Genomic DNA, 18,106 nt, shown 5'->3' with positions numbered 1-18,106 from the left:
CTCAGCATTAAGCATGCGACCATGCTTTGCACATAGCGACACCAGCTCAGGCGACGCCTGCGCTGGCTGTTAATGTTGGGCACAAATGCTGCTCAGTCGACACTACAAGGCCAAAGCATCGAAAAAATCAATAGTCTGATTAATTGCCAATAGATTGACTCGATTAGTCTCAGCAGGGTTATCTTCGCAGATGAAGCTGTGCCCTACTTCCTCATATATATATAAAAAATTTGGCACACCCACACGATCAAGCGCGTCCTTCATTTGCACGCTTTGAAAATATGGAACCTTCCGATCCTTTTTCCCGGCTAAAATCAGCATCGGCGAAGTTCGACACGTGGGGTGAAAAGCGGGACTGGCTGAGCGAAAACGAGCAGTGCGATCCTGGCCAGGCTCTGCCCCTATAAGCCTCCACTCCGGCGCATCATCTGGAATGTCAATTCCCAGCTGTAGCGCTTGATCTCCAAGAGTGGTGAAGTCGAAAACTCCATACCAAGCCGCTACGCCATGAACGCTTGCCGTGGCAGGACAATGCTGATCTTGACTACTTACCGATTCAGTTGGATTGCCCAGCGAGGCAGCCAACTGAGCTCCGGCTGATACCCCCCAAGCGTAGACTCTTTGCGGATCTATACCGAATGCATCAGCTTGATTCAGCAGAAAACTGATGGCAGTTCGGACATCGTCGATTTGCGCTGGCCATTTCGCCTCTGAACTAAGTCGATAATTCACTGCTGCAACAACGTAACCTCTGCTCGCAACATCGCCCAATAATCTGGGAAAGTCAGTGAAAACGCCGCACCGATGACTGTCACCACGCCTCCAACCTCCTCCGTGGATATAGACCAGCAGGGGTAACTGCCTTGGGTGAGGCGGCCCTTTCTTCGACGGGGAGTAGAGGTCGAGCGTCAGGGGACGGTAGCCATCAATTCTATGATATTGCAGCCCCCCGAGAAGCGTAACGCCGTTCGCAAGCACTGTCTCCATTACAGGGAAAAGATCTTTATAGACCATTGAAGATTCAGTCTCGGGGTTCAGCCAAGTTGTTGATCTGAGCAATTAGATACATCCTCGGGTAGCGGGTCGGCAATTCGTAAGCGTCTGGAAGGCACTTCTTGTCAGCAAAATGATGGCTGCGTACATCAGCAGATTACACACAAAGGCTCAGGTGTAAGTGACCTCCTGCCACAGCACATCCATTCCTCGCTGGAAAGCAGCGCTCGCTCATAGCTTTAGAAAGTCACGCACGAAAAAAACGCTTGCCTCACTCGGGACAGTGTTCATACCTCGAAACGTACATTCCGTTCACCCTGCGTAGGGCCTTCCACAGACATTAGTGTGCTTGAATGCGAGTTCAAAAGCCTGCCCCTTGTGCGTCATGACCAGCTTTGACCTGGACGGATCGCCGGACCAAGTCATCCATGATTGGTACCAGCGACACCTCCAAGCAGCTCCTTTCTGAAATCGACCTGGTTGCACCAAGCGACGTCACGGTACTGATAACAGGTCAGACGGGGGTCGGTAAGGAACTGGTGGCGCAGCGTCTGCATGATTTATCGGCCAGAGCAGACAAACCTTACATAACCGTAAACTGCGCGGCTCTTCCCGAGCACTTAGTTGAAAGCGAGCTTTTTGGCCACGTCAAAGGGGCCTTTTCAGATGCAATAGAAAACAGGTTTGGCAAATTTGAAGTAGCAAGTACGGGAACGCTTTTTCTAGATGATATCGGCGAGCTGCCATTGGCAGTGCAGGCCACAATGCTTCGCGTGCTTCAAGGCGGCCAGCTTCAAAGGGTCGGCTCTGACAAAGCGCTCGTAGTCGATATGAATCGCCCCGGATTCTCTAGACACCTTGCAAGCTCATTGCGTAACGTTTTTCAAACTCTACCGGTGACAGCTGATTGTTGAAACCATGGCGGCGTTTTGGGTTGTAGAACATCTCGATGTAATCGAACACATCACTACGAGCATCTTGCCGTGAGGTGTAGATTTTCCGCTTGATTCGTTCCCGTTTCAGAAGCTGGAAAAAGCTCTCAGCCACGGCGTTGTCATGACAATTGCCTCGGCGGCTCATGCTGGCAACCAAATTGTTTGCCTTCAAAAAACTGCGCCAATCGGAGCTGCTGTACTGGCTGCTCTGGTCGGAGTGTACCATCACCTCTTGTTTCGGTTTTCGCCTCCAAACCGCCATCAATAACGCATCAATGGCCAAATCACTGGTCATCTGCGACTTCATTGACCAGCCAACGACCTGACGAGAAAACAGGTCCAGCACCACCGCCAAATACAGCCAGCCTTCATACGTACGAATGTAGGTGATGTCGGTGACCCAAACCTTGTTGGGTTCCACGACATCGAACTCGCGCTTCAGTAAATTGGGTGAGGCGACCGCTGGCTTACCTCCGTACTTTCCAGGGCGACGTCGATACCCTGTCTGAGAGCGCAGACCTTCAAGACGCATCAACCTCGCCACACGATGCCGACCACAATCTTCACCGACCTCGCGCAGGTCGTCATGGATTTTGCGATAGCCATAAACTCCGCCGCTCTCCAGCCACGAGTGCTTGATCAAACCCAGCAATCGCTGGTCGTCTTTAGCGCGTGCAGATTGCGGCTCAGACAACCAAGCGTAATAACCACTGGGATGGACTTTCAGCGTCAGGCAAAGCCGTCGAATGGAGTAGTCGCCCGCGCGCTGCTTGATAAAGGCGTACTTCAGCCGCACTCCTTGGCAAAGTACGCGGCGGCCTTTTTTAAGATGTCCCGCTCTTCAGTGACCCGCTTGAGTTCCGCTCGCAGACGACGCAGTTCAGCGTGCTGATCATCGTCTTGCTGCCGTTCTGCCTGAGGTTTGCTGTAGCGCTTTATCCAGGCATAGAGGCTATGCGTCGACACGCCAAGACGCGCCGCCACATCAGCGACAGGCAGCTTCTTTTCGGTCACTTGATTGACCGCTTGGATTTTGAATTCTTCGGGATAACGTGGGTTGCTCATGGCACCTCCTGATTGGCCTCAGTTTAAGGCATGGAGGCGTCTAGAGAATCCGGGGCGATTCAACCCTCACAGAATTTTACTCTGATAGTCCACTGAAGCTTCTATTGCTCCAGCCGATACGCTCTTTATAACGACGGAAACCGTCATAAATGTGCGATGGAGCCTCTTAGACAAGCCTAGGAAGGCATGCACTGATGCTTGAGTGATCGAGACCCCAATGAATTTATTTGCCCCTGCCCTGTACGTCACTAACCGTGTTCGATTCCCCATTAAGTTCGTCATCCTAGGAGTGATTGTCCTTATTCCTCTGCTGCTGCTAGGCACGCGGGTGATGCTTTCACTCAACACGAGCATTACAGGCATCAAGCATGAACAGGTAGGTCAACAATACTTGTTGGCTGTCACCCCTATCCTGCGTCTAACCATGATTCAACGGGCGCTGACCCACGGCATGCTCAGTGGTGATACCAACGCCGTCGCCAATGCAGCGCGAAACGCCGAAAAGCTGAACGATGCATATGCAGCTCTGGCGGCGCAGGACGCAAAATTCAGCACTCAACTGGAAACAGCAGATCGCGTTCAGAAGCTGCGTACAGCTAGCTTGCAACTGATTGAACGCGGGAAAGCAGGCGAAACACCTTTGGTGATCTTTGCTGCGTGGAACGACCAGCTAACCGACTTAATGAATTTCGTTTACTACATTACGGCCACTTCCGGCATGATTTTGGACGAAGAAGCCGGTTCGTTGTACCTCATCGATCTAAGCTCTATACGTCTCCCTCGGCAAATAAATCTGGTCGGACAGCTTCGCGGTCTGGCCAGCGGCTTTAGCGCTGACCGTCCTCTGGACGAGACAACTCGAATTTTTGCGCAGACGTTGTTGAAACAGGAGCTTCTAATACGTCAAGAGTTGCAGCAGAGCCTTTTCCTGCTTCGCCGCGAAAAGCCGGAACTCTTTGGCGTGGTTGAGCCGTCTGTAACAACCGCCATTACCGACCTGGAAAGCCTACGTAAAGACCTAGCTGACTACCTTGACCCAAGCAAGCGCTCTAGCGTAAATGCCAACACCTTGGGCGAGCGCGGAAATGCCGTCGTTGCTCAGTTCTACAAAGCTCAGGATCAGATGCAGGAATCGCTACGTATTCGAATTGATGAGCGTCTGAATACGCTGCGTAATGAGCGTACCTTCGGCATTGAGCTGTTTACCGTCATCGCGATACTGCTGCTCTACGCGTTCGTCGGCATCTACAAGGCCCTGCGCTTAGGCGTTGATGAGCTTCTAGCTGTGACCGCACGTATTGCCCAAGGCGATCTGAGCGCGCGAGTTCGAATTAACAGCCACGATGAAATCGGTGATGTAGGCGAGGGACTTAACCGCATGGTAACGGCCTTCTCGGGCTCACTGAGCCAGGTGGAGCGCAGCTCGCACTCAGTCTCCGATGCGGCGAAGCGGCTAGAGATTTCTATCGGCCAAGCTAAAGCCTCAATGAGCTCACAACAGGCTGAAACTGAGCAGGTTGCCACTGCTATCAACGAAATGACCGCGAGCGTTTCCGACGTGGCCCAGAACACCGAGGGCGCAGCACGTGCCGCTGAATCTGCAAGCAATGCGTCTAACGACGGCCTGAAAGTTATGATTGAAACAAGTGCTGCTATTGAGGCTCTGGCCAACGAAGTAGAGCTCAGCGCACGCAAAGTCGAAGCGCTGGCGACACACAGCAAAGAAATCGGTGGTGTGATCGAAGTCATCAGCACCATCGCGGACCAGACTAACCTTCTGGCCCTTAACGCGGCCATTGAGGCTGCGCGAGCTGGCGAGCAAGGCCGTGGTTTTGCCGTTGTGGCTGACGAAGTGCGAACTCTTGCCTCGCGCACACAAAATTCCACAGAGGAAATTCGACGGATCATTCAACAGTTGCAAGGCGCTACTGATGCCGCTGTGCAGCAGATGAAGGCCGGACAAACGCGAGCACGGGAGTGCATCGAGGCGGCGAGCCAAGCGTCTGGAAGCCTGAATCAGATCAATGAAGCAGTGGACGGCATCGTGGGGATGAACACTCAGATCGCCAGTGCTGCAGTGCAACAGCACTCGGTTTCAGAGGATATCAACCGTAACGTCATCGGCATTCGAAATAGCAGTTTGATCGTCATGGAAGGCGTAGAGGACAACGCCGTGACGGCTGACGAGCTTTCATTGCTGGCTAACGAACTTCGCAGCGTGGTCGGTAAGTTCAAGTTATCCGGCAATGCGTGAAAGGAATAGCAAACAGCTCAATTGTTGAAAGCGGGATAACGTGTCTTGATCAGGTCTGACTGGGTAATGATGCCCACCAGTACCTGATCGGCGTTTTGGGTCAGCACGTTACCATTTTGATTTTTTTGGAGATAATGCGCCCTAACGAGCAGCCGCAGGCTTAGAGCGTGCTCAAGTGCCATGCCACACGCAACCAGGGCGACCTCATGGCGTATAACTGGGAACGCTCTTGCATCCTGCAGCACCACTAGAATCTCGGTATGCAGACCGTCAGAGCTGTTCAATAGTTCATCCATGCGTTTTTTTCCTAGGATCAATTCATTTCCGATAAACTTTGTTCGTCACTGACCGTCAATTTTTAGAGGCAGGTATGCAAACCGATCGACATTATCCAAAAAATCCTGCTCCCGTTGGTACAGTTCTGCTGACTTCCTATGAATCATTCGCGCATGAAAACGAGATACCTAAATCTCGTGCTGCCGACGCATTAAGAATGGGCAAAGAGCTCGCCGATGGCTTTGATGATGAGGCGCATCATTTAGGCGCTATGATGCTGATGATTTCTGACGTTCCAGCAGATCCGCTGCTGAAAGCATCTGCTGCTCAGAAAGGTTCTGTGCTGGGACTTGCTTCGCTTGGCTACCTGTTATCCTATGGATCTACTGGTGAAAAAGCTAAGCGCATCATCGAAGCAGGTGGTGGTGTTTTTCTCATCAGACTGAGTGGTGATATTGAAAACCCTAGAGCAGATATCAAGGTTTTTAGCTCCTGGTCTGAGTACCAGAAATTCCTTGAACCCATTTTGAAGACCGGTGGCTTTTTTCCAGGGAAAACATCGTCTTTTTCCTAATAGCAGCTCTTGGGGACTGGCTTTGAAAATGACCACTTAGGTCCCCAAGGTTGGGTTAGGGCGCAACTGGGCGCTTTCCTACTGTCCGTCAGGATCAACCGCGACCCACGCTTTCGCGCCGTTGTAGTCATCACCGCCTTGTGCCATGTAGACCAGCCCAGCCATGTCCACGGCGTATGCGCCTGGTCGTTCACTTTCTGGATCACGCAGTTCGTTTTTCCAGCCATACACTTCGCCTTCCCACACCAGCACAACACCAGCGGGGTGTTCCTGGTTGCTTGCCCGCCACTTTGTGGCGGTTGCACGTAGCGCCTCGATCACCTGTTTCATGGGCAATTTTTTCCTGCTATTCAAAGAGTGCTTGGACGCGGGCCAGCACATCGTCAATCACCACCTCGGGAACAGACTCTATACGCTTGGCGCCTCGGGCCTCAAGGTCAACAGTGCGGATCTGGTTAGACAGAACAACACCCTGAGTCTCGGTGCCTGAACCGCTCAACGGCACCGCAAAACCCGCATATCGGGCAAAGTCGCCGCCTTGTGTGATCGGTGCAATCACTGCGAGCCCCGAGGCGTTGTACGCCGCTGGCGTGAGAACCAGTGCCGGACGAAAATCGCCCTGCTGCTCACGGCCGGACGTTGGGTTCAGATTCAAACGGACAATATCGGCCCGAGCGTACTTCGCTCTCTTCACACCTCACGCCCCACCGGCTGCATAGCGTTCCAGGCGGCAAGCTCTGCTGGTTCCTGCGCGTTCAGGTCGCACTGAGACATTAGGTCGGCCAGCTTGTAATGTGGTTTGGCCTTCGCAGGTTTCAGCGTCATTAATTCAGGCGTGAAATCGAGGCTCAGCACATACCCAACAGCCAAACTCATTTGCTTGAGCACGTCAGATGGCAAGCGAATCGCAGCGCTGTTGCCCCACTTTTGAATTTTTACTTCCATCATAAGCACCCTTAATGTAGATCTACCGTAGATACACTCTCAAAAAAAGCAAGCAATATGTTTATACAATGTGTCTACAATGCCAGCTCAAAGGCGCGTCGTAAAGTGCCTTGATCTACCGTGAGATACGGCTTCGTGTGACTGAGACAAGCATGGCCGAGGAGCATCTGGACTATCTCCACATCGCCGGTTGCGGCGAGTACTTCGCTGCTAACGTGCGGCGACCGCTGTGTGACGATCCTCCCTTGATTCCCGCTTGACGATAAAGGCGACTGAAAGTCTGTTGCAGGGTGTCACAGCACCGGTATACCTCCGGACCGCTGTCGAGCATGCGATGCTTGAACGCAAGCTCGAACGCTTCACCCTTATGGCTGAGAATGAGTTTTGAGTTTGGGCGTAGGCCGAGAAAATCGTCAGATCCAGCCCCCCCCAGCCACGCTGCAATCGCACATCCATCCAACGCTCTAGGGCATCGATGCACTTGGTATGCGTGAGGTAGACGTTCTTGGCACGCGACCCTTTTGTGATCGTAGAAGATAGGTGCACTTCAGAGCGCACGGCTCCAGATGGGTGTAGCACGCTCGATGTTTCAAGCTGGGCCAGCTCTGTGACGCGCAGGCCGGTTGTGTGAGAGTGAGTCAAAGCAGCAGCACGTCCCGCTCTGGCATGCGACCTGTCACCTAAGCGACTCTTATGAGGTGTTTGAATTGTCCAGGTCGAAGGGATGTTGCACGACGGATCTTGGCTGTCATGGGACTCTCTATCAGGATTGGCGGAAATTCGCTGTCGTTCCAAAGAGTGTCAGCAGTGGGCCTCCGGGAAAGCCTACCACCAGTGTTTATGCGGTGTTATAGGAAAATGCTAAAGCACCTGCAGCAGGGTGCCGGACACAGCCAGCACAACGCCTCACCCTGCCCTGCTCCAGGTAAAGCCCATCACATGGACACGGTCAACCGATCTGCCGGGTACTGGTTCATGAACGCTGCGCTCTGCTCCGGACCCGCCGTCAACCAGTCCGCATACGAGCCCTTGGGCAAAATCACTACCATGCGCTTTTCATCCTGGGGCTTGTGGTACGCCTTCATGAAGTCGTGATCATCTGCATTCACGGTCAGCATGGTGTAGCTGTGCAGGATCTGGTCGGTGGACGGATCGCGCCACCGCTCCCAAAGGCCCGCAATGCCAAGCAGCTCGCCGTCTGCACGGGCTATACGCGTGGCAATTGCCTTGCCTGATCGCCAGTCCGGCTCGTAGATGGCCACCGCAGGGATAATGCAGTGTTGCGCCTGGCGCCATGCATGTCGGAACGACGGTTTCTCGGCCACGGTCTCTGATCGAGCATTGTACGTGCGTTTGGCAAACTTGCTGTCCTTACTCCAGGACGGGATCAACCCAAAGGAGCCGGTCAGCACTTCCATGGTTGCGGGAGAATCGTTGTCATCTGCCCTGCCGTCTGGGCGGCGCAGGAATGGGTCGATGTAGCCAGGCCACAGATCGAGCCTGCCCTGGTCGAACAGTGCGACCCCAAACGCTTCAGCGACCTGGTGGGGTGACGGTGCTTCATAATGGCTGCACATAGAGCCTCGCAGGCAGGTGTGGATGTCTGCATGTGAGATGCCCACCTGCCCCGCCGTTCCATTGGTTTTGATTGGCTGTGCACCCCACGCTTCGCCGGGGCAGGTTTAATTGTGCTGCAAACCCCTTACACTCCGCGTTCAACAAGGAGTCCTGCGTGGTCGACCAGCCTTATTTCCCCGAACTGCTCATAGACGGCCAGAGCATTGACCTGGCACATCTTGAGCCCTTCACATTTGTCATCCACAGTGAAAAAGCCAAGCGCGAGCTGCGTGTGCATGTGACGTTCTCCACGCATTGTTTCAGCATCAGCTACCTGCAGGAGAACCATCCCGCAGGGCAACCCGTCATTGATGCCGCTTCGGCCAGGCCACGCACCTTCTGTCCAATCCGATATCGACTGTCCCACCAGCTGCCCGCACTCATCCAGAGCCTCAACCATCCGAAAGCCAAGGTGTGGGAGACAGCGACAGAGCGCAACTGGTGTTATTCGATCACCATTGATGACCCGAAAGGCCCATACCACGTGTTTTTCGAAGTGCGTCGCGCTACGGGTGAGCGTCGGCAATGGCAGGATCTGAATTTGGTGGTGGAAAGCGCGTATCACGAGGCCGATGGTGGCGGGCCGAGGCTCAAAGGCTCGATGGCCTTTCCGCTGCTATGCGGCAAAATCTATTTGCGGGAGCCAACGTCTACAAAACGCTAACGCCAGAAACGAAAAAGGGTGCCATAGGCACCCTCTTCGTATTCGGTGTAGCAGGTCCGGACACCACTCGGCTTTCGCCTCGGTTCGCCTTGCGCGAACACCCTTGCGGGCTAGGGAACGTTCTATCTCATCCGGTCAGTCGTTCCGCATTTGCAGGGCTATATTCAACTATTTGTTGATTAGGTTCAAGGTCTGCTGATCATTTTTGATCAATGGACCTTGCTGTCTGCCCAGTTTCAGCGCGCCCGCCAAGTGTAGTAGGCGATTGCATACCCACCTATCAGCAGAACGGCGAAACCGCCCCACTGGGTGTACCCGTTCGCCCACCATTCCACGTCTTGCTGCTCGATCGGCAAGCCCGGGAAGTACAGTGACTTCGTTCCCCAATACTGCATTGCCGGCCACATACCACTCCAAACAGTCGATAGCGCAAGGGGCAATAGGGCTCTCATGCCAAGGAATCCATCCGTCAACTCATTCCACGCTGCGTAGCCTATGAGGCCCACACAAAGCACGATGCTGAACAGCAGACGTCCTCCCGCGGAAACATCCAGCCCGACCTGGTCAGAGAACGCCTTCGCAAGTGCATAACCGACCAGCGCTATCCCCGCGGCCAAAGCGACCATTTCTGCAAAGTGGTTTATACGGTCATCCATACGAAGCACCTCCATAGCTAGCTCGTTTTCCAGATCATAATTGCAACCCAATAAATCAGCCACCCGCCACACAGTTGGGATGATGAAATACCATAAGGATGCCTTTACAACATCAAAGGGATTGACATCGGATACCGAAAGGATATCCTTTCGGTATCTAAAAAACGTCAGGAAACCCGCATGGCAATTTTCGTGGTTGGAAATAGTAAAGGTGGTGTAGGCAAGTCGACGCTCACTGTTCAAATAGGAATGGGGCGCGCGCTGCAAGGCAGGGATGTGCTCGTCGTAAACAGCGACCGCCAGTCCTCGTCGTCTAAAGCAATTGATCGTAGGGATGCAGCCGGACTAACGCCCAGCCTCACATTAGTCGCGTACCCCGAAGGAGAGCAACTGCGGACTCAAGTCCTCAGGCAGCTCGAAAAGTACGACGATATCATCATCGATGCTGGTGGTCGGGATAGCTCTGCATTTCGTCACGCCATGATGATTGCAGATGTAATGCTTGTACCAATCGCACCTGGTAACTTTGAGCTCGACGCCTTGGAGGACGAGTTGGTGCCATTGATTCGTGAAATTCAAGCCTCTCGCGCAGACAATCCGCTGCCGATTTATGCCTTCCTCAACATGGCCGAACCCAAGAAGTACTCCAGTGACAACATCAGTACGCGTAAGTCGATTGCGGCTTTTCCCGAACTGCAGTTGATTGACCTTACGATCACACGTCGAAAATCTATCGCTGCGGCCTCAACTCTCGGCATGGCCGTCTCGGAAATGAAGCCGAAGGACATTAAAGCGTGCAAAGAGATTGATGGATTAATCAAAGCCCTGTTCGACTGATAAAAGGGCACTCAAATAGTGTCCCATGGATACATCTATGATATCCTAAGGATATCCCAAAAGTACCTTTTTAGATGGTGATCACATGGCAGTCATACAACGAGCCCCCAAACCAGCAAGTGCTGATCCTGCAGCGACGACGGCTGCCGCAAAGGTTGCAGCAACAGCTCCAGACAGCAAAGCGAAGAAAAACATGCGTGGCAATCGAGAGATGTTCTCCGTTGGGTTCGAGCCAGATCTGCTCGCGGAGTTTGATGCTGCTCGTAACAAGCTTGGGTTATCCAGGCCAGCGCTGATCAAAATCGCTGTGCGTCGCTTGCTGGACGCAGGGGTATAGATATCTCCCCTGCAAACGCTTTCACCTGCGAGGGCATTGAGTTGATCCAATGCGATGTCCTTGAATTATCAAATTCTCGACCTCAAGAATTCCAATGAAGGCCCCTTAAGACACCTAATAGATACCAATATAGTACTAGTTAGATATTTATTAGATACCTTAAGGATATCCCAGCCCGTAGCCATGTAATTTCTACCCCAGCGTGCCTGCTTCTGCACTGTAGTGACAGTGAAGAACTGTGCGACACGGGTAGTACGCTAGAAGCGGGCTAGGCGCCCCAGTGTAAGAACCAGGCAGCTGCCGCCGACAGAGCGACCGGAAGATGATAACCATATTTTGCGTCAGAGTTCTGCTGGCCCGATTCGGCTATAAAAATATTCATACAATACTCTAAAGGACCTAATTAGATACTAAAAGGATATCTAATTGGTATCCTTTTAGTTGCGCCGGAAGCGTTCTTTATTTCGCTTTTACAACCCACAACTGGTCAAGCCGCGTCGTAAAACTCTGGCTCATCTGATCGCGCCTCATACCCCAATCAGGCGTTACTGGTACTGATCCTGTACGCAGCGTGCCACGGCCCCACTTGTGATTGATCAGGTCCAACGCAGCCATGAGACGATTGGAGCTCAATGGCTGCACGGCAGAGAACAGGTCATCGGTAAACTCGCCTGGCTGGCATATGTCCATCAGCAGCACTTCTGCTTTGCTGTACCTGAACCCGGGCCGGTAGATACGCGTGACAGCATCCGTCGCGTATTTGGTCAACAGTCGGACATCATTGGTAGGGTAGGGCAGCTGGACAAGTGCGCCATTCAAATACTTGGCCTCGTCAGGATTGAACATGCCGGTGCGGATGCTGACCCTGATCTTTTTGCACACAGATCCTTGGGCACGCAGCTTCTCCGAAGCACGCATCATGTAGGTGGCCACCGCCTCTTTGATCGGACCCAGCTCAGTCGGTCGCTTGCCGAACATTCTGCTGCAGCAAATCTCCTGCCGGGGCGGTTCGACTTCGTCAAGCTCCAGGCACGCAGTACCAGCCAGCTCGCGTGACGTTTTCTCGATCACAACACTGAATGTTTTGCGCAGCATCCAAGGATCGGCCATGGCCAGGTCCTTGGCCGACAGGATCTGCATGCCCTCCAGGTGCGCTTTCATCTTTCGACCGATGCCCCACACCTCACCGACAGAGGTATTGCGCAGTACCCAATCACGTTTCATTGGGTCGCAGATGTCCACGACCCCGCCTGTGTGCACCTGGAGACGCTTCGCAGTGTGATTGGCCAGCTTGGCCAGGGTCTTGGTCGGTGCAATGCCCACACCCACGGGAATGCCGGTGCAGCGGTAGACTTTGGATCGAATCGATCTTCCCAACTCGGTCATGTTGCCTGGCACACCGGTAAGGTCTAAAAATGCTTCGTCGATGTAAAGGAAAGAAGAACAGCCATGGACATGGCTTCAGCCCAGAAATTCCGCTACTCACTCTCCGATGTCGAATGTCCATAGAAAAAAGCTCTTTTCTAGGAAATTGAGGCTTGAAGTCCATACCGGAAGACTGCTCACCACATCGCTTGCATCGGTAGTAGCTTCTGCAGTTTCACCATCTCACCGCTAAACAGCACTTTTCCGGTAGCGGACTTAGCTAGCTTGGTACTGCTCAGCATCCAGAACCTCTGTCCATGCAGCATCACGCCTGACAAGCTACTAGGGCGGCGGTCAGTAGGCGGGCAAACGGAACGCGACAAAGCATCTCGCAGGCAATGGCCACTTGCGATCCAACTTAGCCCGGCCTTTAATCGACGGATCTGAAAAGGAGACGGATATGCCATTGTTGGACGCGATTATCGGGTGGGCAGGCGGACTTCGACCCTGGCAGCAGGAAGCACTGCGCCGGATATTTGCCCAGGCCGAACTAACTCAAGATGACATCGAGACCATTCTGCGAATGGTTCGCGAGCAAGAGCGGGAAGAAGCAACTACTGGGCAAACCCAGCCATTCACGTTAGACGACGTACCAGGCGCCGGAAGTGGCTCAACCGTGCGGCTAGTAGGTGTTTCGGGGCTAGACCAGGTGAACGGCTTCCCATCCGGTCGTGCCTTTGACCTCGCACCGGAGGGCATGACCATTTTCTTTGGTCATAACGGCGCCGGCAAATCCGGGTACGCCCGCGTCTTCAAGAACGCCTGCAAAGCTCGGCATCGGGTGGATGTTCTACCCCACGCCTTTGAGGCGGCAACCCCAGCTAGACCGCCATCAGCAGATTTTGCCATTTTGGTGGATGGCACTCCGGAAACCGCACGTTGGGTCCAGAACGGGCCAGCCCATTTGCATTTGAGCTCGGTCTCAGTCTACGACGCGGCTTGTGCCAATGACTACATTGATGCGGAAGGAACCCCTGCATTTCAGCCCTATGGACTCACTCACCTAACGCGTCTAGTCCTACTTCAGCGTGATTTGCAGGTACGGATTGGGACCGAACGCAATGCCTTGATCCTGGACCCCCGACAATTCGAACCGCTTAAGGGTGACACCGAAGTCGGTCGCTACATTGCCAAATTAGGGGGGGACTCGGACCGCGCCGTGCTTGCTCGATTAGGGGCGGTCAGTGACGATGAACTCCGGCGCCTGGAGTTCCTGAAGCGGACATTGCTGGAAACCGATCCTGTGCCGCAGGCGCTGGCATTGGAACGTTTGGCGACACGCTTAGAACAGGCTCAGCGCAGAGCCGAGGAAACCCAGCGTTGGGTGAGTGATCGTGCCGTAGCACGGGCAAAGGAACTGATTACAAAGCAAAAAACTGCGCATCTCGCCATGCAACTGGCGCAAGCGCGTCTTCAAGGTCAAGACGTACTGAACGCCATGGAGCCGCAGGTAACGTCCTCACCCACCGCTACACTGCTGGAAGGTACAGGGGATGAACTCTGGCAAACAATGTACCGAGCCGCTGAAGCTTTCTCTCAGCAGACGGCATACCCTGAACATCCCTTCCCGCACTTGGAACCCGACGCTTACTGTGTACTCTGCCAACAATCTTATTCAACGGATGCCTCGGATCGCATGCGGCGTTTCGCGGCATTTGTCGCCGACAATGCCACGGCGGATGCTGAAGCCGCCAAGCTTGCGCGCACAAACGCTTTAAAGAAGGTGCAGGCTGTCGATCTAAACATTCTGGATGTGCCAACACGAGCTGACGTGGAGGAGCGACTGCCCGACCTACATGCTGCCATCACCGCAGCGGCATTGATCTGGGCCGCTCGGCATACTTGGGTCAGCCAAACCCTGCAAAATGGCCACTGGTCCCTAGAGTCCGAGTCGCTTCCTATCGAAGCAAACCTCGATAACCTCTTCTCTGCCAAAGCTGCTTCACTCCGAGTTGACGCCAATACCCTGCGTACCTCTGTCGATCCCGCCGTACGCTTGGCGCTGATCCAAGAACTGGCAGAGCTAGAAGCCCGACAACGCCTCGCCAACCAGCTTGGCGCGGTGGAGCGCTTCGTTCAGGACAGTCAGACCAATACCACGTTGAGCCGTTGCCATGCCGCTCTTAACCCAGCGGCCGTGTCACGCAAACTGACGTCCCTGGCGGCGACGTATGTTACTGAGTCTCTGGCCGCCTCCATGAATGCTGAGTTGAAAGCCTTGGGCTATAAGCGACGCGTGCAACCCGACCTAAGCGGGCGCACAGAGCTGGGAGTGACTAAAGTCACGCTGCGCTTGCAGGAAATTGCTGCGAAAGCCTCCAAGGTGCTGTCGGAGGGGGAACAGCGCGCGTTAGGTATGGCTATGTTCCTCGCCGAGCTCGAATCACTGCCACATAATTCGACCGTCATTTTCGACGATCCATCTACGTCGCTGGATCACGTATATCGTCGGGCCATAGCTAGGCGTTTAGTAGCGCTGGCTGAGATCCGTCAAGTACTGGTGTTCACCCATGATGCGGTTTTCCTGACCGAGCTAGCGATGGCGCTTCAGCGCGCTGATCGTTCGGCCAGCTACAAGACCATCGGTTGGGACGAGTCGCCAGGACTGGTGAGCGAAGGGCTGACATGGGCAACGATGGACACCAAGGCACGTCTAGGCGATCTTGAAAATCGTGCAAAAGCGCTGAACGTTCCAGTCGGCAGCGACCCAGACGACGAACTTGAACGTCAAATTGCATCGGGATATTCAAGCCTCCGAGGCACTGTCGAACGCGCAATCCGCGAAGTTTTTCTGAACAATACCGTCCAGCCGTTCAGCGATGTCGTGAGCGTAGAAGCATTTGGTGCTGTCATTGGCCACCCCGCAGAGGAATGGGAGCAGTTGCTGGCAGTGTATGCGCGGGCCTGCGAAGCGACTGAGGCCCACGACACCCCAGGCGAACGCCAACTGCCGCTCCCCGCGCGTGAAGAACTTCTCAGGGATATTGCCCAGGTCCTAGAATTGATTAAAAACGCGGCTAAACGCCGAACTGCCTACGAGAATTCACGTCGGGATCGGACTATGCAACGCAAGAACCTCTTCGGCAGCTAGATCGACATATTGTACCGGCTGGTCGGATATGGTCGTATTCCTTTCAAATATTTCGAGCTGACAGGCCCTCGCTGGACGAGGGGCTGTTACTGCGAGAGTAGGTGACGGCGTCCAGCTGGTGCGCCAGGTGGTGGGGAACGAGAAGAATCCGTTCTAACGTCGCCATTCAATGCCTCAGAAAGAAACAAGAATGTCCATGGGTGCACTATCTAACTTTGGGTGTCCACAGTACGTATCTTATTCTTATCGATGCTGTATACCTCGACGGCAGGGACCATGGATTCAATGATGGCCATCACGCGCTGGCTTATGTCGCCGTAGAGTGCAAAATTACTGCTGAACGACTGGATTCCGTGTCGACGCAAAACATCCTTGATCTGGAAATAAGGCGCGCCCATTTTCACGTAGGGTTTTGCATCGTAGCTGCGGGCAATAACGCAGCCATCGTTATTGCTGAGCACCACAATAGGCACCTCGGCCAAGTCAGGTCGGAAAACGCGCTCACAGCTGGCGTAGAACGAATTGCAATCGACCAGGCGCAAATACCGGCGCTGGCTTGTTACTCAAAGCTTGTGACGCCATGTCGCACAACGCCCCATATCGACAGCTCTTCACCTTCCAGGATATGCCGAGGCGGATAGGCGGGGTTGGCTGACTTCAACACCACATGATCGCCCTGCAGGATAAGGATTTTGCACAGCGGCTCGTTGTTCAGTGCCGCAATCACAATGCTGCCACTGGACGGCTTTCGCGAACGATCTACGACGACCAGGCTGTCATGAAAAATCTTCGCACCCTCCATGCTGTCGCCATCGATCTTGGCCACGTAGATGTGAGGCGCACGCAAATCCATCAGCCGGTCGAATGAAAAGTCCTGCTCGATGTGATCCGCTGCTGGGTTAGGAAAACCAGCAGGGATTTTAAAGGAGTAGAGCGGGATGACCTTTCCGGACTCGCACAACCGACCAAGTATTTTGACGTTCATGACGCGAACCTGACTGAGAACAGAGTTTACTGTATGGGCGTACAGTTAACGGCGCGCTGCGGATTCCCGTCAACTCAAGCCGACCAACAGCACATAAGCCGTTCTCTTATCGCACCAAACTCATTCAACCACGCCCCATCATGAGCAATCGTCATGTTCTTTTTTTAAGGGCTCTCCGGCTTGCGGCCCCTGCGGGACCGCAGATATCTGATGTACACCGGATTGCACACCCGGAGCACTGCGATTAGCAGCCCGAGCCGGAGCGGGTTGGGGGGTAGTTGAATCGACTTGGCCAGGTGCACCAGACGCAGCCATAGCAGGCTGACGGGTGACCCTGAGAACGCTCACAGTGGATGGTTGAGAGACTTCAGTGAGAATGTGCGTGTAGCTGGCCACCGTTCTCACCGAAACGCCGGCGACTGTCGCAATGGCAGAACGTACCAATGCCTTGCCCTGGTCTTGAAGCTGCCTGCACGCAGCACGGATCTTCGATTCAGTGGCTTTGTGCCGCAGCTCATTGGTGCGCTTCGCAGCCAGGCTCTGCCGCTCGGTGAGCGACAAGCTGCCATCGAGCTGCATTGCACCTCGATGGCAACGACGATCACCGGTGTACCGATCCCACGTCCAGCGACCTACGGATTTGACCGTGGCGCGTATCGACGACAGCGGCAAGTTTTCCGAAAAACCCTGTTTTAGAAAGCTGTTGTGGTTGTACGCATACGCATCGAGCGAACGCATGAAAGACTCAAACGACCCCAGCTCGCGCTCGCGATTGACGATGCTGTACGCAAAATAACGCAGCTGCTCGAACAGGATGCAGTGCCGCGAATGGCTGACCTGGTCAAGCTTGGGACCTGTGGCCCAGGGTTTGACGGTCAGTTCTACCGCGCTCGCCAGTTCACCCAGTTCATAGACGTGGCTGTGGAATTCGGTCGTCTCCCACCAGGGGTGACCGGGTGTTTTGGCCACTGGGCCACCGTGGTAGTCCACGTCCGCGTCGAGGCGAGCGGCAAACGCGGCATAGATCGCTTTCATGTACTGAATCGGCTTGGCCCGTGCGTTCTCGGTGGTGCACACGGACGGCACGGCATAGAACAACTGGGAATGGCCGCTTTTTCGGTTACGCACCATCAGGTTCGGCGCGGGCAACCCGGCATCGTCCCAGGCCAGGGCATTGACGTGGTCCAGGTCGAACACCAGCCAGGACACCATGCCAGGACGATTGACCTGCATGTAGGGGTAACGCAGCGCGTATTCACGAGGACGAACGCGGGTCGCGGTTTTGTCGTCGCTGCACCGCGCCAGGTACGGCGCTTCCAGCAACAACCGGTTGAGCGCAGTGCCGTCTTCGAAGAAACGGGCCGGTGGCATGTGGGTGCTGGTGGCCAGCGGATCGGCGTTGGCCGTGGGTGAGGTCGCGAGGGCAAGAGTGATCGCGTTGTCGTGGCTCAT

General features: G+C 54.3%; 16 protein-coding genes and 4 pseudogenes. 8 read left to right on the top strand and 12 right to left on the bottom strand.

Annotated features, from left to right (window positions below; translation table 11 throughout):
- Positions 1-102 precede the first annotated feature (102 nt).
- Complete coding sequence (locus POR16_RS25910; protein WP_003436770.1) at positions 103-1,014, bottom strand: alpha/beta hydrolase; 912 nt, start codon at positions 1,012-1,014, stop codon at positions 103-105.
- 389 nt (positions 1,015-1,403) lie between these two features.
- Between POR16_RS25910 and POR16_RS25905 the strand changes: the two are divergent.
- Positions 1,404-1,868: pseudogene (locus tag POR16_RS25905) on the top strand (sigma 54-interacting transcriptional regulator); the annotation flags it as partial.
- Here the strand turns inward: POR16_RS25905 and POR16_RS25900 are convergent.
- Positions 1,843-2,993 (bottom strand): IS3-like element ISPsy29 family transposase gene (locus POR16_RS25900; protein ID WP_096133376.1). Its coding sequence is split into 2 segments (ribosomal slippage): positions 1,843-2,759 and positions 2,759-2,993, totalling 1,152 coding nucleotides; the frame shifts between segments, so codons are not numbered across the junction. The pseudogene POR16_RS25905 and the gene POR16_RS25900 sit on opposite strands and share 26 nt — an antisense overlap.
- Positions 2,994-3,210: 217 nt before the next feature.
- Between POR16_RS25900 and POR16_RS27225 the strand changes: the two are divergent.
- Positions 3,211-4,326: pseudogene (locus tag POR16_RS27225) on the top strand (methyl-accepting chemotaxis protein); the annotation flags it as partial.
- 45 nt (positions 4,327-4,371) lie between these two features.
- Complete coding sequence (locus POR16_RS27220) at positions 4,372-5,247, top strand: methyl-accepting chemotaxis protein (RefSeq protein WP_420066376.1); 876 nt, start codon at positions 4,372-4,374, stop codon at positions 5,245-5,247.
- Between the two features lie 17 nt (positions 5,248-5,264).
- Here the strand turns inward: POR16_RS27220 and POR16_RS25890 are convergent, their stop codons facing one another.
- Positions 5,265-5,543, bottom strand: a complete 279-nt coding sequence (locus POR16_RS25890) for a hypothetical protein (RefSeq protein WP_003436873.1) — start codon at positions 5,541-5,543, stop codon at positions 5,265-5,267.
- Between the two features lie 74 nt (positions 5,544-5,617).
- On the opposite strand from POR16_RS25890, the gene POR16_RS25885 reads away from it, so the two are divergent.
- On the top strand, positions 5,618-6,097 hold the full coding sequence (locus POR16_RS25885) for a hypothetical protein (RefSeq protein ID WP_050558000.1): 480 nt from the start codon (positions 5,618-5,620) through the stop codon (positions 6,095-6,097).
- Between the two features lie 78 nt (positions 6,098-6,175).
- On the opposite strand, the gene POR16_RS25880 is transcribed toward POR16_RS25885, so the two are convergent.
- The 4 genes from POR16_RS25880 to POR16_RS25865 all read right to left on the bottom strand — a co-directional run bounded on the left by POR16_RS25880 (position 6,176) and on the right by POR16_RS25865 (position 8,619).
- Positions 6,176-6,427 carry a hypothetical protein gene (locus tag POR16_RS25880; protein ID WP_003436870.1) on the bottom strand — a complete coding sequence of 84 codons (252 nt, stop codon included), beginning with the start codon at positions 6,425-6,427 and terminating at the stop codon, positions 6,176-6,178.
- A gap of 16 nt (positions 6,428-6,443) precedes the next feature.
- Positions 6,444-6,791 carry a type II toxin-antitoxin system ChpB family toxin gene (locus tag POR16_RS25875; RefSeq protein ID WP_003436868.1) on the bottom strand — a complete coding sequence of 116 codons (348 nt, stop codon included), beginning with the start codon at positions 6,789-6,791 and terminating at the stop codon, positions 6,444-6,446.
- Complete coding sequence (locus POR16_RS25870) at positions 6,788-7,042, bottom strand: AbrB/MazE/SpoVT family DNA-binding domain-containing protein (protein ID WP_003436866.1); 255 nt, start codon at positions 7,040-7,042, stop codon at positions 6,788-6,790. The genes POR16_RS25875 and POR16_RS25870 overlap by 4 nt, the downstream gene beginning before the upstream one ends.
- A 935-nt stretch (positions 7,043-7,977) precedes the next feature.
- The gene (locus POR16_RS25865) at positions 7,978-8,619 is read right to left on the bottom strand and encodes an SOS response-associated peptidase (RefSeq protein ID WP_003436862.1); all 642 of its coding nucleotides are present in this window, start codon (positions 8,617-8,619) and stop codon (positions 7,978-7,980) included.
- Positions 8,620-8,774: 155 nt separating this feature from the next.
- On the opposite strand from POR16_RS25865, the gene POR16_RS25860 reads away from it, so the two are divergent.
- Positions 8,775-9,323, top strand: coding sequence for a hypothetical protein (locus POR16_RS25860; protein ID WP_003436860.1), 549 nt, complete (start codon positions 8,775-8,777; stop codon positions 9,321-9,323).
- Between the two features lie 236 nt (positions 9,324-9,559).
- On the opposite strand, the gene POR16_RS26750 is transcribed toward POR16_RS25860, so the two are convergent.
- The gene (locus POR16_RS26750) at positions 9,560-9,979 is read right to left on the bottom strand and encodes a hypothetical protein (RefSeq protein ID WP_032610013.1); all 420 of its coding nucleotides are present in this window, start codon (positions 9,977-9,979) and stop codon (positions 9,560-9,562) included.
- A gap of 180 nt (positions 9,980-10,159) precedes the next feature.
- On the opposite strand from POR16_RS26750, the gene POR16_RS25850 reads away from it, so the two are divergent.
- Both POR16_RS25850 and POR16_RS26920 read left to right on the top strand, forming a co-directional pair.
- Positions 10,160-10,816, top strand: coding sequence for an AAA family ATPase (locus tag POR16_RS25850; RefSeq protein ID WP_003436858.1), 657 nt, complete (start codon positions 10,160-10,162; stop codon positions 10,814-10,816).
- A gap of 85 nt (positions 10,817-10,901) precedes the next feature.
- A complete protein-coding gene (locus tag POR16_RS26920) occupies positions 10,902-11,153 on the top strand; it encodes a ribbon-helix-helix protein, CopG family (protein WP_003436856.1) in 252 nt (83 codons plus the stop codon).
- A 459-nt stretch (positions 11,154-11,612) separates the two neighbouring features.
- On the opposite strand, the pseudogene POR16_RS25840 reads toward POR16_RS26920, so the two are convergent.
- A pseudogene (locus tag POR16_RS25840) lies at positions 11,613-12,581 on the bottom strand (Y-family DNA polymerase); the annotation flags it as partial.
- A gap of 397 nt (positions 12,582-12,978) precedes the next feature.
- Between POR16_RS25840 and POR16_RS25835 the strand changes: the two are divergent.
- Positions 12,979-15,669: an AAA family ATPase gene (locus tag POR16_RS25835; protein WP_003436852.1), complete on the top strand. Its 2,691-nt coding sequence runs from the start codon at positions 12,979-12,981 to the stop codon at positions 15,667-15,669.
- A gap of 242 nt (positions 15,670-15,911) precedes the next feature.
- On the opposite strand, the pseudogene POR16_RS25830 reads toward POR16_RS25835, so the two are convergent.
- The 3 genes and pseudogenes from POR16_RS25830 to POR16_RS25820 form a co-directional block, all read right to left on the bottom strand.
- Positions 15,912-16,251, bottom strand: a pseudogene (locus POR16_RS25830) (Y-family DNA polymerase); the annotation flags it as partial.
- Positions 16,229-16,654, bottom strand: coding sequence for a LexA family protein (locus POR16_RS25825; RefSeq protein ID WP_003436849.1), 426 nt, complete (start codon positions 16,652-16,654; stop codon positions 16,229-16,231). The gene POR16_RS25825 and the pseudogene POR16_RS25830, both read right to left, overlap by 23 nt.
- A 138-nt stretch (positions 16,655-16,792) precedes the next feature.
- A complete protein-coding gene (locus tag POR16_RS25820) occupies positions 16,793-18,106 on the bottom strand; it encodes a replication initiation protein (protein WP_003436848.1) in 1,314 nt (437 codons plus the stop codon).

This window comes from Pseudomonas coronafaciens pv. oryzae str. 1_6 (assembly GCF_000156995.2).
GTDB lineage: Bacteria > Pseudomonadota > Gammaproteobacteria > Pseudomonadales > Pseudomonadaceae > Aquipseudomonas > Aquipseudomonas tremae.
Note: the sequence above shows the minus strand (reverse complement) of the source record. Positions and strands in the feature narration are given on the sequence as shown.

What these genes read in the sequence shown, in the direction of transcription:
- POR16_RS25825 (WP_003436849.1), bottom strand. Translation starts at nt 16,654, where the DNA reads ATGAACGTCAAAATACTTGGTCGGTTGTGCGAGTCCGGAAAGGTCATC.
- POR16_RS25835 (WP_003436852.1), top strand. Translation starts at nt 12,979, where the DNA reads ATGCCATTGTTGGACGCGATTATCGGGTGGGCAGGCGGACTTCGACCC.
- POR16_RS25865 (WP_003436862.1), bottom strand. Translation starts at nt 8,619, where the DNA reads ATGTGCAGCCATTATGAAGCACCGTCACCCCACCAGGTCGCTGAAGCG.
- POR16_RS25910 (WP_003436770.1), bottom strand. Translation starts at nt 1,014, where the DNA reads ATGGTCTATAAAGATCTTTTCCCTGTAATGGAGACAGTGCTTGCGAAC.
- POR16_RS26920 (WP_003436856.1), top strand. Translation starts at nt 10,902, where the DNA reads ATGGCAGTCATACAACGAGCCCCCAAACCAGCAAGTGCTGATCCTGCA.
- POR16_RS27220 (WP_420066376.1), top strand. Translation starts at nt 4,372, where the DNA reads ATGGTAACGGCCTTCTCGGGCTCACTGAGCCAGGTGGAGCGCAGCTCG.
- POR16_RS25870 (WP_003436866.1), bottom strand. Translation starts at nt 7,042, where the DNA reads ATGGAAGTAAAAATTCAAAAGTGGGGCAACAGCGCTGCGATTCGCTTG.
- POR16_RS25880 (WP_003436870.1), bottom strand. Translation starts at nt 6,427, where the DNA reads ATGAAACAGGTGATCGAGGCGCTACGTGCAACCGCCACAAAGTGGCGG.
- POR16_RS26750 (WP_032610013.1), bottom strand. Translation starts at nt 9,979, where the DNA reads ATGGATGACCGTATAAACCACTTTGCAGAAATGGTCGCTTTGGCCGCG.
- POR16_RS25820 (WP_003436848.1), bottom strand. Translation starts at nt 18,106, where the DNA reads ATGAGCCACGACAACGCGATCACTCTTGCCCTCGCGACCTCACCCACG.
- POR16_RS25885 (WP_050558000.1), top strand. Translation starts at nt 5,618, where the DNA reads ATGCAAACCGATCGACATTATCCAAAAAATCCTGCTCCCGTTGGTACA.
- POR16_RS25890 (WP_003436873.1), bottom strand. Translation starts at nt 5,543, where the DNA reads ATGGATGAACTATTGAACAGCTCTGACGGTCTGCATACCGAGATTCTA.
- POR16_RS25850 (WP_003436858.1), top strand. Translation starts at nt 10,160, where the DNA reads ATGGCAATTTTCGTGGTTGGAAATAGTAAAGGTGGTGTAGGCAAGTCG.